Source organism: Novosphingopyxis baekryungensis DSM 16222, from assembly GCF_000420305.1.
GTDB lineage: Bacteria > Pseudomonadota > Alphaproteobacteria > Sphingomonadales > Sphingomonadaceae > Novosphingopyxis > Novosphingopyxis baekryungensis.
Genome location: NZ_ATUR01000004.1, coordinates 218,595 through 233,156 on the forward strand (window position 1 = coordinate 218,595; position 14,562 = coordinate 233,156).

General features: G+C 64.8%; 12 protein-coding genes and 1 tRNA gene. 7 read left to right on the forward strand and 6 right to left on the reverse strand.

Translation table 11 applies throughout. The annotated features are described in order from the left end of the window. The first annotated feature begins 207 nt into the window (after positions 1–207). Positions 208–3,786, forward strand: a complete 3,579-nt coding sequence (locus G410_RS0107975; RefSeq protein WP_033317470.1) for a class I SAM-dependent DNA methyltransferase — start codon at positions 208–210, stop codon at positions 3,784–3,786. A gap of 67 nt (positions 3,787–3,853) precedes the next feature. Here G410_RS0107975 and typA read toward each other — a convergent pair whose 3' ends face one another. Then, the gene (typA, locus tag G410_RS0107980; RefSeq protein WP_022673127.1) at positions 3,854–5,680 is read right to left on the reverse strand and encodes a translational GTPase TypA; all 1,827 of its coding nucleotides are present in this window, start codon (positions 5,678–5,680) and stop codon (positions 3,854–3,856) included. Positions 5,681–5,791: 111 nt separating this feature from the next. On the opposite strand from typA, the gene G410_RS0107985 reads away from it, so the two are divergent. From G410_RS0107985 to G410_RS0107995, 3 genes are all read left to right on the forward strand, one after another. Continuing rightward, on the forward strand, positions 5,792–6,781 hold the full coding sequence (locus G410_RS0107985) for a bile acid:sodium symporter family protein (RefSeq protein ID WP_022673128.1): 990 nt from the start codon (positions 5,792–5,794) through the stop codon (positions 6,779–6,781). A 140-nt stretch (positions 6,782–6,921) separates the two neighbouring features. Further along, positions 6,922–8,151, forward strand: a complete 1,230-nt coding sequence (locus tag G410_RS0107990; protein ID WP_022673129.1) for a toxic anion resistance protein — start codon at positions 6,922–6,924, stop codon at positions 8,149–8,151. A gap of 52 nt (positions 8,152–8,203) precedes the next feature. Then, a complete protein-coding gene (locus tag G410_RS0107995) occupies positions 8,204–8,923 on the forward strand; it encodes a hypothetical protein (protein WP_022673130.1) in 720 nt (239 codons plus the stop codon). A 17-nt stretch (positions 8,924–8,940) separates the two neighbouring features. Here the strand turns inward: G410_RS0107995 and G410_RS0108000 are convergent. Both G410_RS0108000 and ygfZ read right to left on the reverse strand, forming a co-directional pair. Continuing rightward, positions 8,941–9,015, reverse strand: a tRNA-Val gene (locus G410_RS0108000). Positions 9,016–9,058: 43 nt separating this feature from the next. Then, positions 9,059–9,871, reverse strand: a complete 813-nt coding sequence (gene ygfZ / locus G410_RS0108005; protein WP_022673131.1) for a CAF17-like 4Fe-4S cluster assembly/insertion protein YgfZ — start codon at positions 9,869–9,871, stop codon at positions 9,059–9,061. Between the two features lie 142 nt (positions 9,872–10,013). Between ygfZ and pyrC the strand changes: the two genes are divergently transcribed. Continuing rightward, on the forward strand, positions 10,014–11,039 hold the full coding sequence (pyrC, locus tag G410_RS0108010; RefSeq protein ID WP_022673132.1) for a dihydroorotase: 1,026 nt from the start codon (positions 10,014–10,016) through the stop codon (positions 11,037–11,039). Here the strand turns inward: pyrC and rarD are convergent. Together rarD and G410_RS0108020 are read right to left on the reverse strand one after the other, a co-directional pair. After that, positions 11,036–11,950, reverse strand: coding sequence for an EamA family transporter RarD (gene rarD / locus G410_RS0108015; RefSeq protein ID WP_022673133.1), 915 nt, complete (start codon positions 11,948–11,950; stop codon positions 11,036–11,038). The two genes, pyrC and rarD, sit on opposite strands and share 4 nt — an antisense overlap. A gap of 4 nt (positions 11,951–11,954) precedes the next feature. Further along, entirely contained in the window at positions 11,955–12,170 is a 216-nt protein-coding gene (locus G410_RS0108020; protein WP_022673134.1) for a hypothetical protein, read from the reverse strand. A gap of 219 nt (positions 12,171–12,389) precedes the next feature. Here G410_RS0108020 and G410_RS0108025 point away from each other — a divergent pair, with 219 nt between their 5' ends. Next, positions 12,390–12,824 (forward strand): glycine zipper 2TM domain-containing protein, encoded by a 435-nt coding sequence (locus G410_RS0108025; protein ID WP_022673135.1) that lies wholly within the window; start codon positions 12,390–12,392, stop codon positions 12,822–12,824. A 106-nt stretch (positions 12,825–12,930) separates the two neighbouring features. Beyond that, the gene (locus G410_RS0108030) at positions 12,931–13,470 is read left to right on the forward strand and encodes a GNAT family N-acetyltransferase (RefSeq protein WP_022673136.1); all 540 of its coding nucleotides are present in this window, start codon (positions 12,931–12,933) and stop codon (positions 13,468–13,470) included. On the opposite strand, the gene G410_RS0108035 is transcribed toward G410_RS0108030, so the two are convergent. Next, positions 13,467–14,363, reverse strand: a complete 897-nt coding sequence (locus tag G410_RS0108035; RefSeq protein WP_022673137.1) for a DMT family transporter — start codon at positions 14,361–14,363, stop codon at positions 13,467–13,469. The two genes, G410_RS0108030 and G410_RS0108035, sit on opposite strands and share 4 nt — an antisense overlap. Between the last annotated feature and the right edge of the window lie 199 nt (positions 14,364–14,562).

Consider the following 14,562-nt stretch of genomic DNA (forward strand, 5'->3'; position numbering starts at 1 on the left):
AGGCGGGACACCGCGTGTAACGCGCGCCAGGGTCACACTGGTTCACACTGTCCAGAGCGGGAATATGTTCCGTCGCCGCCGTGACGCTGCAGGGGACAATATTGCTCTCCGACGGTTCATTCATGATGAACGCTATAACCCAATTGGCACAATGTAGGACAGCATTTCCCGCTGGCGTCCTTTCGCCCCCCGGGCTAGCCTGCTTGCATGAGTGGGGGAGTGAATAGCGACAAGCTGTCGCAGCTGATCGCCGATGCCAAGGCATCCGGCGGATCGGAAATGGCCAATGCGCAGCTGTTCGTGGAGCGGCTCGCACGTGCGATAGGCGTCGAAGCGCCGGCCATGGCCCGCGAGGAGAACCGCCTGAACGATTATGTGTTCGAGCGCGCCGTGATCTTCCATCATCCCGGCGGCACCACCAGCAACGGGCGAATCGATTGCTACAAGCGCGACTGCTTCATTCTGGAGGCGAAACAATCCGCGAAACGCGAGAAGGCCCGCGCCAGCGAGCAGCTGGAACTGGTGGGCGTAGAAACCAAGCAGAAGCTGGGCCATGCCAAGCGCGGCAGCAAAAGCTGGGACAAGGTGATGATCGCCGCCAAGAAACAGGCGGAGGATTATGCCCGCGCGCTGCCCCAGAACCATGACTATCCCCCGTTCCTGCTGATCGTCGATGTCGGCAACGTGATCGAGGTCTACGCCGATTTCTCCGGGCAGGGCCGCAACTACGCGCATTTCCCCGATCGGCAGCGCTATCGCCTGACCATGGACGATCTGCTGGAAGAGACCGTGCAGGAGCGCCTACGCGCCATCTGGACCGATCCGCAAAGCCTGGACCCCACCAAGATCTCCGCCAAGGTGACGGAGGATATTGCCCAGAGGCTGGCCAAGGTGGCCAAGAGCCTCGAACGCCGGCACGACCCCAAGGACATCGCCGAATTCCTGATGCGCTGCCTGTTCACCATGTTTGCCGAGGACGTGGATCTGCTGCCGGGCAAGGGCTTCGAACAGCTGCTGGAGCGCATGGTGGAAACGCCCGATCACTTCGCGCCCGCTTTGGAAAGCCTCTGGGCCGTGATGGACACGGGCGGTTATGCCCCGCACCTGAACGCTACGCTCAAACGCTTCAACGGATCGCTGTTCAAAAGCCGCCACGCATTGAAGCTGGACGAGGATGATATCCGGGAGCTGTGGCTGGCATCGCGCAAGGACTGGCGCGATGTGGAACCGGCCATCTTCGGCACGCTGCTGGAGCGCGCACTCGATACCAAGGAGCGCGGCAAGCTGGGCGCGCATTTCACCCCGCGCGTTTATGTGGAGCGGCTGGTGGTGCCCACTATCATCGCCCCGCTGCGCAGCGACTGGGAAGAGGTGCAGGCGCTGATCGACGATCTGCAACGGCAGGGCAAGGACGATGCCGCGATCGAGGCGGTGCGCGCCTTCCATCACCGGCTGTGCACCACCCGCGTGCTGGACCCGGCCTGCGGCACCGGCAACTTCCTGTATGTCGCGCTGGAGCTGATGAAGCGGCTGGAAGGCGAAGTGCTGGAAACGCTGGAAGGGCTGGGCGAGGATGAGGCCCGCCTGCTGCTGGACGGGGAGACTGTCGGCCCGCGCCAGTTCTACGGCCTGGAGCTGAACCCGCGCGCCGTGCCGATTGCCGATCTGGTGCTGTGGATCGGTTTTCTGAAATGGCAGCTGCGCACGGTCGAGGTGAAAGACCTGCCCGAACCGATCCTGCATGCCTATGGCACGATCAAGCATCAGGACGCGCTGATCGCTTACGACAGCATGGAGATGCTGCGTGACGAGGCTGGCAAGCCGTTAAGCCGGTGGGACGGCGAGACGATGAAGCTGCATCCGATCACCGGCGAGCAAATTCCTGATCCCGACGCGACGATGGAGCTGTACGAGTATGTGAACCCGCGCCGCGCCGAGTGGCCGCCGGTCGAATTCATCGTCGGCAACCCGCCTTTTATCGGCGGAACCGATATGCGAGAAGAATTGGGCGACGGCTATGCTGAGGCCATATGGAAGGTGCGCAAGGAAGTCTCGGGCGGCGCGGATTTCGTGATGCAGTTCTGGGACGAGGCGGCAACACGGCTGCTCGCCAAGCCGCCCAAGGGTGCCAAGGGCGAGAACCCGCTGCGTCGCTTCGGCTTCATCACCACCAATTCGATCACCCAGACCTTCAGCCGCCGCGTGGTGGAGCGGCATATGAACGCCAAGCTGCCGCTATCGCTGGTCTACGCCATTCCCGACCACCCGTGGCTCAAGGCGAGCGACAAGGCGGCGGTCCGGATCGCCATGACCGTGGCGGTGCGCGGCGAGCGGCAGGGGAAGCTTGCGGAAGTCGTACGCGAGAGCGGGCTGAACACCGATACGCCCGAGGTGAAACTCGAGGTGGATGAGGGAAAGATCACCAGCAAGCTAACGCTTGGCGCTGACGTTACAAAAGCCATAGAATTATTGGCTAACGCAGACCTAAGCAATCAAGGCATCAAGCTTCACGGCAAGGGCTTTATCGTTCCGAAGAAACTCGCCGACGAACAAGAGGGCAGAAATGACGTTTCGTCCGACCGATTAATTCGGCCTTTTGTAAATGGCAGCGATGTGGTGCGTCGATCCAGAGGGGTTTGGGCCATCGACGCATCACACCTTAGCGAAGAGGAACTCAGAAGCCAATTTCCCAAGGTCTATTCCCACCTCACCGAGACCGTGCGGCCTGAGCGGCTCGCAAATCGCAGAGAAGTGAGACGCAAATATTGGTGGAAGTTTGGAGAGGTCGGATCGACCTTTCGACCCGCTTTAGAAGCGCTTGGCGCTTATCTCGTCACGACTAGAACGGCCAAACATCGGCTTTTTGTTTTACTCGATGGCGCAACCATTCCGGAGAGTGGGGTAGTTGCTATCGCTTTGCGGTCGCGTGCATCGCAAGCGGTGCTGAGCAGCAGATCGCATGTCCATTTCACACTTTCGACAGGCGCCTTCTTAGGCGTTGGTAATGACTCGACTTATAATAACACCGTTTGCTTCCAAAAATATCCCTTCCCCGTCCTCACCGACGCCCAATCCGCCAAGCTCGATCAGCTCGGCGAGCGGCTCGACGCCTTCCGCAAGGAGCGATTGGCCGAGCACGACTTCCTAACCATGACCGATGTGTACAACGTGCTCGAACGCTATCGCGAGCTTGACCACAAGGCCGATGTCCCGCCGCTGTCCGAAAAGGAGCTCGGCACCGCCAAGGCGGCGCAGATCACCGTGCTCAAGGATATTCACGACGACATCGACCGCGAGGTCTTCGCGGCCTACGGGTGGGAGGACCTAGGCCAGCGCCTTGTCGGCAGGCCCGGTGCCACCACGCCCAGCCCGCACAAATCGCCCGATCAGGAAGCCGCCGAGGAGGAATTGCTCGTCCGCCTCGTCGCGCTCAATCAGGAACGCGCCGCGGAGGAAAAGCGCGGGCTGGTGCGCTGGCTGCGCCCCGAATATCAGAAGCCGCGCCTCGCCCATAAGGTGAAGGGGCAGGACGTTCTCGATATGGAGGTGGTCGAAGCGGGCGTGGTCGAGGAACGTGCCTGGCCCGCCAAGGATCTCGACCAGATTCGCGCGCTGCGCGATCTGCTCCACGAAGCCGAAGCCCCCCTCCCCGCCGATGCGCTGGCGACTTTGTTCAAGGGGCGCACGACGCCCAAGCGCAAGGCGCGCGTCGCCGATGTGCTGGAGACACTGCTCGCCACCGGCGCGGTGCGCGGCGACGAGACTGGCTACTTCCTGCCACGCTGAACGAAAAACCCGGCCGAAGCGTGGGCTTCGACCGGGTTTCTGTTATCTCTCGCTGGTGCCTGGCGGCTCAGGACGCTTTCTTGCGGCCCGCTTTCTTGCGCTCGTTCGGATCGAGCAGGCCCTTGCGCAGGCGGATGCTCTGCGGGGTGACCTCGACCATCTCGTCATCGTCGATATAGGCGATGGCCTGTTCCAGCGTCATGCGCGTGGGCGGGGTGAGGCGGACGGCATCGTCCTTGCCGGTGGAGCGGAAGTTGGTGAGCTGCTTGGATTTGAGCGGGTTCACTTCCAGATCGTCGGGCTTGGCATTCTCGCCGATCACCATGCCCTCATACACCTTCTCCTGCGGAGACACGAACAGGATGCCGCGCTCTTCCAGCGAGTTGAGGGCATAGCCGACCGCTTCGCCGGTGGAGTTGGAGATCAGCACGCCGTTCTGGCGGCCACCCACGGCGCCCTTATAGGGGCCGTATTTCTCGAACAGGCGGTTCATGATGCCGGTGCCGCGCGTATCGGACAGGAATTCGCCATGATAGCCGATCAGGCCGCGCGAGGGGGCGGAAAAGGTGATGCGGGTCTTGCCGGCGCCGGACGGGCGCATCTCGGTCAGATCGGCCTTGCGGCGCTGCATCTTCTCCACAACCGTACCGGAATGTTCGTCATCCACGTCGATGACGACGGTTTCATAGGGCTCTTCGCGGCCATTCTCGCCTTCGCGGAACAGCACACGCGGGCGGCTGATGCCCAGCTCGAAGCCCTCGCGGCGCATGGTCTCGATCACCACGCCCAGCTGCAGCTCGCCGCGGCCGGCCACTTCGAAGCTGTCCTTGTCGGCGCTTTCGGTGACGCGGATGGCGACGTTCGTCTCCTGCTCGCGGTTCAGGCGATCGCGGATCATGCGGCTGGTCACCTTGTCGCCCTCGCGGCCCGCAAAGGGGCTGTCGTTCACGGCAAAGCGCATGGCCAGCGTCGGCGGATCGATCGGCTGCGCCTCGATCGGCTCGGCCACATCGGGCTGGCAGATGGTGTTGGCCACGGTGGCATCGGTCAGGCCGGCAATGGCGATAATCTCTCCGGCCACGGCCACGTCCACGGGGACGCGCTCCAGCCCGCGAAAGCTCATCAGCTTGGTGGCGCGACCGGTTTCGACCAGCTTGCCGGTGCGGTCCATCGCCTTGATCGGGTCGTTCACGCGGATGGTGCCGGACTGGACGCGGCCGGTCAGCACGCGGCCCATGAAATTGTCACGGTCCAGCAGGGTGGCGAGGAATTTGAACGGTGCGGTCTCGTCCAGGCCGGGGGCCGGCACGTGGGAGACGATCTTCTTGAACAGCGGCGTCAGATCGCCCTCGCGCGCGTCGACATTCTCGCTGGCATAGCCGTTGCGGCCCGATGCGTAGAGCACGGGGAAATCGAGCTGATCGTCATTGGCGTCGAGGTTCACGAACATGTCGAACACCTCGTCCAGCACTTCCTGCGGACGGCCATCGGGACGATCGATCTTGTTGACGACGACGATAGGGCGAAGGCCCAGCGCCAGCGCCTTGCCGGTGACGAACTTGGTCTGCGGCATCGCGCCTTCGGCAGCGTCGACCAGCAGGATCACGCCATCGACCATCGACAGGATGCGCTCCACCTCGGCGCCGAAATCGGCGTGGCCCGGGGTATCGACGATGTTGATGCGAGTCGCCTCGCCATCATGCTCCCACTCCACGCTGGTGCATTTGGCGAGGATGGTGATGCCGCGCTCTTTTTCCAGATCGTTGGAGTCCATCGCGCGCTCATCGATGCGCTGATTGTCTCGGAAGGTGCCGGACTGGCGGAAAAGCTGATCCACGAGGGTGGTCTTGCCATGGTCAACGTGGGCAATGATCGCAATGTTGCGAAGGGACATGGTTGTTCTGCCTGCAGGAAAGGGACAGGCGCCGTCCGCCCGTCATATACGCGCGGTCCTATAGCGAAGCTTGTGCGGCGCAGCAAGGGCTGTGGATTCCGCTTGCATGCCATGGGCGGCGCGGCGATGGCCCGGCGCATGATCTGGCGCGCCTTTACCGACAAATTCGTGATGCTGCTGTTCGCCACGGTGGCGCTGGCCAGCGTGCTGCCCGTGAGCGGACGGTCGGCCGAGATCGCCAGCGATGTCAGCGCGGCGGCGATCTTTCTGCTGTTCTTCCTGCACGGCCTGCGCCTGCCGCGCGAGGAGCTGGGCCGCGCGCTGAAGAACTGGAAGCTGCAGGCGGCGCTGTTCCTGTTCGTCTTCGGCCTGATGGCGGCGGCGGGCTTTGGCCTGTCGCATCTGATGCAGACCGTCCTGCCGGTCGATCTGGCGCTGGGCCTGCTGTTCCTTGGCACCCTGCCCTCCACCGTCCAGTCCGCCACCGCCTATTCCAGCCTGGCGGGCGGCAATGTGGCGGCCTCCGTGGTGGCCGCCGCGCTCTTGAACCTGATCGGCGTGGTGCTGACACCGGTCCTGTTCGCGGCGCTGGCGAGCACGGCGGGCGTGACCGTGACGGGAGACGCGGTGCTGCGCATCCTGTCCATCCTGCTGCTGCCCTTTGCGCTCGGGCAGATTTTGCAGCGCTGGCTGCGCCCGCTGGTGGCCGAGCGCAAGGCGCTGGTCACCTGGATGGACCGCACCGCGATTGCCATTGCCGTCTATGTCGCCTTTTCGGGCGCGGTGGTGGACGGCGCGCTGGGCCGGGTGAGCGCGGGCCAGTTCGCGATGCTGGGCGGCGTCATCGCGCTGTTTCTGGCGATCGGCTTCGGCGGGGCCTGGCTTACCGGCGGGGCCCTGCGGCTGGACGGGCCGGACCGGCGCACCATGCTGTTTTCCGGCGCGCAGAAAAGCATCGCCATCGGCGCGCCGCTCGCCGCGATCCTGTTCGCGCCGGACCGGGCGGGCGTGATCCTGCTGCCGGTGCTGGTCTATCATCTCGCGCAGCTGGTCCTCAGCGCGCCGCTGGCCGCGCGGCTGGGCGCCAGTGCCGACGGCTGAGACCGCGCGCCAGCCTTGCCCGCCGGGCAGGGAAAGGCCGAACGCCCCTTCCCACTGTTCTGCCAATGCAATACAGTGTAAGATGAACGCGCTTGATGGACGGCCCGGCAGCCGCCATCTTTTGCAGTGAAGGAGAATGCATGGCCCAGCCTACCGATTCCGCGACCCAGACCGCGACTGCATCCAAGCTGGAACTGACCCCGCCCGATCCCGTGCCCACCGTGACCGCGGAACGCGCCGCCGGTCTGGTGCCGGTGAGCGAGGAGAAGAAGAGCAAGCTGGACGAGAAGGTGGACCAATTCCTCAGCGAGCTGGTGGCGCAGGACGTGAACTCGCCCGAATTCGGCAAGCGCGTGGACCAGATCACCAATATGGGCCGCAAGGAGTTGCAGGTGGCCGCCGGGCAATCCAACCGCTTCCTCGACCGGCCCGTACGCGCGATGGACGAGACCAGCGGCGTTGGCGCCGATCTGGCCGAGCTGCGCCGCACGGTGGAGGATCTCGATCCCAGCAAGCGCGGCAAGCTGCTGCAGAAGAAGAAGCTGTTCGGCGTCATCCCCTTCGGCAACAAGCTGCGCGACTATTTCGACGGCTACAAGAGCGCGCAGGGGCATATCTCCTCGATCCTCGACCGGCTGAAGAACGGCAAGGACGAGCTGCTGATGGACAATGCCGCCATCGATGTGGAGCGCACCAAGCTGTGGGAGGCGATGGGCAATCTGGAGCAGATGATCCACATCTCCAAGACCATGGACCAGCGGCTGGAGGACAAGGCCGACGAGCTGGACCATAGCGATCCGGCCAAGGCCAAGGCGATCCGCGAGACGGCGCTATTCTATGTGCGCCAGCGCACGCAGGACCTGCTCACGCAGATGGCGGTGACCGTGCAGGGCTATCTGGCGCTGGACCTCGTCAAGAAGAACAATGTCGAGCTGTTGAAGGGCGTGGACCGCGCCAGCACCACCACCGTCGGCGCGCTGCGCACCGCCGTCACCGTGGCGCAGGCGATGACCAATCAGAAGCTGGTGCTCGATCAGATCACCGCGCTCAACACCACCACCGCCAACATCATCCAGGGCACCGGCAAGATGATGCGCGAAAACACCGCCCTGATCCACGAGCAGGCCAGCAGCAGCACCATCCCGCTGGAAACGCTGAGCCAGGCGTTTCAGGATATCTATGACACGATGGACACGATCGACCAGTTCAAGCTGGCCGCGCTGGGATCGATGAAGCAGACGGTCGATTCGCTGGAAGGCGAAGTGGAGAAGAGCAAAGGCTATATCGCCCGCGCCGAAGGCCAGGCCAACGCGCTGAAGGATGCGCGCGGGGCCGAGCCGGAACTGCTGAGCGCGCTGGGGGCCGAATGATGCTTGCCGCGCGCAGTTTGCCCTTCATCCCGGCGACAGATTGAGGAACGCCATGGTCTCCGCCTCCGGTTCCGACGCCATTCTGCGCAGCGCCAGCGCCGTGATCCCCAATCAACGCGCGCGGCGCGACGGATCGATCGGCGAGCGGTCCAAGGCGCTCAAGCGCAAGAAAGCGATGCAGAAACTGGCCGTGGGCGCGGGCGGTGCCGCCGCCGTGGTGATCGCGGCGATGGTGGTCGGCATGATTTTGAACGGCATCGGCTTTGTCGGGGTGATGATCGCCATCGGGCTGATCCTGCTGGCCTTTGTCATCGCGGCGATCCTGCCCGGCTTGCCCGAACCGACGCCCGAAAGCATCCAGAAGGCGGACCTCAAGACGCTGGCCGGCAAGACCGAAATCTGGCTGGAACGCCAGCGCCCGGCCCTGCCCGCGCCCGCCGTCACGCTGATCGACGGGATCGGCACCCGGCTCGATCAGCTCTCCCCGCAGCTCGCCACGCTGGGCGAACATGATCCGGCAGCCAACGAAGTGCGCAAGCTGGTCGGCGATTATCTGCCCGAAATGATCAACAGCTACCGCTCGATCCCCGAACCGCTCCGGCGGCAGGACAATGGCGGCGCCACCCCCGAAGAGCAGCTCATCGGCGGCCTGCAGCGGATCGACCGCGAGATCGAAACCATGACCGGCCAGATCGCCCGCGGCGAACTCGACAAGCTGGCAACAAGAGGCCGGTTCCTGGAACTGAAATATGACGGTGCCGACGAGGCCTGAGGGGCATCGACCGAAGATGGTGGGCGCGGCAAGGATTGAACTTGCGACCCCACCCGTGTGAAGGGTGTGCTCTACCACTGAGCTACGCGCCCGGATCGTTGATCCGAAGGCGGGGCCAATGCCAGAGCGCGGCGGCTATTGCAAGCGTGCTCCGTCCGCCACGCTCGTTTCTGTCTGCGCGATGGCGGCGTGCTGCCAATCCGGCAGGTCCAGGCCGGCCATATCCTCCACCCGGCGATGCTCGACCGACAGGCCGAGATCGGGATAGGCGATGCGCTGGCGCTTCTCGTTCGCCTGATCGATCGGCACGACCACCAGCCGCCGGTTGATCTTCTGCCGCCAGTTCATCCGCGCGGTATTTTCCTGGCCGACATAGCAGCCCTTGTCGAACGCGACGCCGTGCAGCTCGATGGCATTGCATTCCAGCCACAAGGTGGCGTCCTGCCCCAGCTCGTCCGTGCCTTCCGGCACGCCGAGCGACAGGCGGTGCGCCCGCCAGGCATCGGAAACATCGCGATCCTTATCCCTCATCGGCGCAATCCAGCGGTGGCCGAGCGCCGGGATACGCGGGTCGCGCGCGGCGGCGGCGGCATCGTCATCCCCGGACGGCCCGGCATCGGCTGACCAGAACACCCCCAGCATCGGGTCCTTGGCGATCGCGATCTTGCGGCGCAGGCGGTAGATCGACAGCCGCTTGATCAACGCATCGGCCTGGGCCGCCTCGCAATCGATCAGCACATTGGCCCCATCGGCCCAGAGCAGGAAATCGAACAGCGCCTTGCCCTGCGCGGTGAGCAGCGCGGCCCAGATCGGTGGCGCGTCCGCCGCCGCCTCAAGCTGCCGCATATCGTTGGTGACGAGGCCCTGCAGGAAGCCGCGCACGTCCTCCTCCGGCTCGGTGGCGGAAATGCGGATGATGGCGCGGTCGAACAGGCGGGGGGATGTCATGCCCCATGAGATAGGCCTTCACCGCGATCATTAAAACCGTTTGCCGGGTGCTTGTCGGTGGGCGGGACTTCTATAAACTATGGGCGCAAAACCCAGCATGGCCCTTCGACAAGCACGGGGCCAACGGATAGGAAAGCCGGATATGACCGAAACCCTCACCCTGCGCCGTCCCGATGACTGGCATGTCCATTTGCGCGATGGCGACATGCTGGCCGCGGTGGCCGGCTATACCGCCCGCCAGTTTGCCCGTGCGATCGTGATGCCCAATCTCTCGCCGCCGGTCACCAGCGTGGCCGCGGCGGAAAGCTACCGCAACCGCATCCGGCTGGCGGTGCCTGAGGGCATGGACTTCACCCCGCTGATGACGATCTATCTGACCGATGACAGCGACCCGGACGAGATGGCGCGCGGGCATGAAAAGGGCGTGTTCACCGCGGCCAAGCTGTATCCCGCCAACGCCACCACCAACAGCGCGGCGGGCGTGAGCGATATCGCCAATCTGGGCAAAGTGCTGGAGCGCATGGAACGCATCGGCATGGTGCTGTGCGTTCATGGCGAGGTGACCGACCCGGCTGTGGATATCTTCGACCGGGAAGCGGTGTTCATCGATCGGATCCTGACGCCGATGGTGCGCGATTTCCCGGCGCTGCGGATCGTGCTGGAGCATATCACCAGCGAGCAGGCGGCGCAGTTCGTGGCCGATGCGCCGCCCAATATCGGCGCGACGATCACCCCGCATCACTGCATCATCAACCGCAACGCGATGTTCGCCGGCGGCATGCGGCCGCACGCTTACTGCCTGCCGGTGGCCAAGCGCGAGCGGCACCGGATCGCGGTGCGCGCGGCGGCGACATCGGGCGATTCCAGCTTCTTCCTAGGCACCGACAGCGCCCCCCATGCGCGCGGGGCCAAGGAAAGCGCCTGCGGCTGCGCGGGCATCTTCAACGCGCCCTACGCCATCGAGACATACGCCCGGATTTTCGAGGAAGACGGCGTGCTCGACCGGCTGGAAGGCTTTGCCAGCGAACATGGCGCGCATTTCTACGGCCTGCCGCTGAACGAAGAGACGATCACGCTGCGCCGGTCGGACGCGGTGGTGCCCGATCGGCTGGACGGCGATCTGGTGCCGTTCATGGCAGGCGAGACGCCCGGCTGGTCGCTGGACTAAAGCGCCTCGCCCCGCCGCGATCGCCGGACGCTGTCTACCGAGAAGATCACCAGCGCAAACCAGATCAGTGCGAAACAGGCCAGGCGCGGGGTCGTCAGCGGCTCATCGTACAGCAGCACGCCCAGCAGGAACTGGATGGTGGGGCCGATATAGCTGATGAAGCCCAGCGCGGTCAGCCGCATGCGGCGCGCGGCGCCGGCGAACATCAGCAGCGGAAACGCGGTCACCGCGCCGCCCGCGATCAGCAGCAGGTCGATCTTCAACGAGCTGCCGAAGCCGCCGCTGCCGCCATACATCCAGAACCAGGCCACCGCCCCCAGCGCCACGGGCGACAGGATCACCGTCTCCGCCGTCAGCCCCGGCATCGACCCCACCGGCGCCAATTTGCGCACCAGCCCGTACATGCCGAAGCTGAAGGCCAGCGCCAGGCTGATCCACAGCGTATCGAGCGCGCCCGCCGCCAGAATGGCCACGCCGATCATGGCCAGCAGCAGCGCGACGAAGGTGGCCCGCGTCATCCCTTCTTTCAGGAAGAAATAGCCGAGCAGCACGTTCAGCAGCGGAGTGAGATAATAGCCGAGGCTGGCCGCCAGAATATGATCGGCAAACACGGCGTAGACGTAGATCAGCCAGTTGGCCGCGATCAGCGTTGAGCTGAGCAGCATCAGCCAGCGCGTTTGCGGCGTACGCAGAACCGCCCAGAAAGACGGCAGCTGCCGGCGTATCGCCAGGATCAGCAGTAACAGCGGGACCGACCAGATCACGCGGTGCGCAACCACCTCCACCGCCGGGACGCTGGTCAGCTGCTTGAAGAACAGGGGCATGAAGCCCCAGGCCAGATAGGCCCCAATACCTTGGGCAAGGCCGCTGCCCTTTTCGGGCGGCGGCGCGGCGGCGGCAGCGCTGGTCATGAAATTACAGGAAGACGATCAATCGCAGGAAACACAGCACGAAGATCAGGATGCAGAAATTGCGCCCGCTCTTCCGGCGCGAGAAGCTGCCGATCAATATGCCGATCAGCGGCAACGGCAGAATGATCAGCGCCAGCAGCCAGCCCAACACGGGCAACACCGCCGGGATCGCAAGCACTGCGGAGACAAGACCGATAAGCCAGGCGGCGATATTTCCCATGGGACAAGCCCTGCCGATTCGGCGCGGCACTGGCAAGCGCTTTCGCCCTGCACCGCACCGATCGGGAAATCTGCCGTTCAGGCTGCAAACGGTCCGTCGACGGAAAACCACCGCTGGTCTTGTCGCCGGACGTTCATGAAACCGGGCGTAAAACTGAACTGTTCTCGACATCATGATGAACCGGCACCCCATTTCCGGTTCCGGCAAAGGAGTAGTTTCATGAAGTTCGCCATCCTCGCCGTCGCAGCCGCCTTTACGATGACGGTACCGGCACCGGACCTCGGCCCCATTACCGAAGGCGCCGCCGTCCATGCCGACAGCGGCAAGCATTACAAGAAACGGTACAAGCGCCAGGAACGCTATGAGCGCCAGCGCGCGCGGGACTATCGGCAGGACCGGCGGGCCTATAACCGCGACGTTCGCCGGGATCGCCGCCTGGCCCGCAATGACCGGATCTGGCGCGGAAATGACGGGCGCTACCGCTGCCGCCGCGATGACGGCACGGCCGGCCTTGTGATCGGTGGCGCGCTGGGCGCGATTGCCGGGTCTGAAGTCGCCGGCCGGCAGAACCAGACCATCGGCGCCATCATCGGCGCTGTCGGCGGCGGCCTGCTCGGCCGTCAGATCGATCGCGGCGGGCTGAGCTGCCGCTGATCCCACCACGATATCGTCACGCGAAAGGGCGCCTGTCACGGGCGCCCTTTTTTGTACGCGCGAACCGGGCTACTGCGCACGCTTCCCAGCGAAAGGCGCACCCAACATGTTGAACGGCCCCCTGATCGTCACCGAACGGCTTATCCTGCGCCCGCCAGCCGCCGAGGATTTCGAGGCCGCCGCCGCCTTCCATGCCGATGCCGAGACCATGCGCTTTCTGGGCGGCGCCAAGGAGCGGTCCGAGGCGTGGCGTGCCTGGTGCACCCTGGCGGGCAGCTGGCATATCGAAGGCTTTGGCATGTTTTCCATGATCGAGCGGGCCAGTGGCCGCTGGATCGGCCGCACCGGCCCATGGCAACCCGCCGACTGGCCGGTGGCCGAAGTCGGCTGGGCCGTGGCGAAGGACTTTGCCGGCAAAGGCTTCGCGCAGGAAGCCGCGGTCGCCTCGATCGACTATGCGTTCGATCAGCTGGGCTGGAATGCGGTGCATCACCTGATCGATCCGGAAAATACGGCGTCGATCGCGCTGGCCGAACGGTTGGGATCGCAACGCATGGGCTCCGCACGCATGCCCGCCCCGTTCGCGGACAAAGAGGTCGATTGCTACGGCCAGTCGCGCGAAACATGGCAGGCGCGCACAGCCTAGACCGCGTCCAGATCCACCGCCTGCACCAGCTTCGGCTTGGCCCGCGCGGCGATGAAGCTGCCCGCGACGATCAGGCCCGCGCCCGCCAGCACCGGCAGGCCGGGCCTTTCCGCAAAGAACAGCCAGCCGAACAGGATGGCCCAGAGAAAGCCGGTATATTCCACCGGGATCAGCGCCTGCGCCTCGGCCCGCGCATAGGCCCAGCTCAGCAGCAGCAGCGACAGGCTGGACAGCGCCGCCGCGCCCAGAATGGCGGGCCAGTGCTCGGCGGCTGGCGGCGTGGCCAGAAACGGCGCGGCCAGCCCGTAATAGGCCGCCAGAAACAGCCCCATGAACAGGGCGATCTCCATCGGCCCGGCCATCTGCGCCTGTCGCCGCGCGAGGATGAGATTATAGGCGAACAGACAGGCCGAGACGAGCACCGCCCCCGCCGCCCACAGCGCGCCCGGATCATAGACGCCGCGCAGCCGCCCGCTGACGATCACACCGACCCCGATCAGCCCGAGCAGCGACGCCCAGATGGCGCTGCGCCCGATCGTCTCTTTCAGCAGCAGCGCGGCCAGATACAGCGCAATCACCGGCGCGATGAAGCTGAGCGCGATCGCCTCGGCCAGCGGCAGCCGCCCGAGCGCCCAGAAAAATGCCAGCCCCATCGGCAACACCACGGCGGCGCGGTGCGCATGCATGCGGATCGCCGCGCGCGTCGGCCGCGTCCGGCGGCGCAGGACAAAATAGGGAAGGACAAGCATCGCGATGGCCGCCAGCTGCCGCCAGAACAGCGCGTTATACACGTCGATCTGCAGCACCAGCCCCTTCATCAGCGCGTCCATCAATGAAAAGCTGCCAATGCCCGCACAGGCGACGAGAAAGGGGATGAGCGGGCGCTGATGCATGATCGCCCTGCTATCGGATGGGCGGCGGATGCTGTCCAGTAGTCGCAGGCAGCCGGGCACCGTTCGGACTGGCCCCGCCAAATCCTCGGCCATCCGTCGCGGCGGCCCCGGCGCGTCATGGACGGCTTCGGGTCAAATCATATCAAGAGCGCGAGCTAAGGGGCGTCTATAGAAGTGGGCAACCCATAGGACGGCGTAA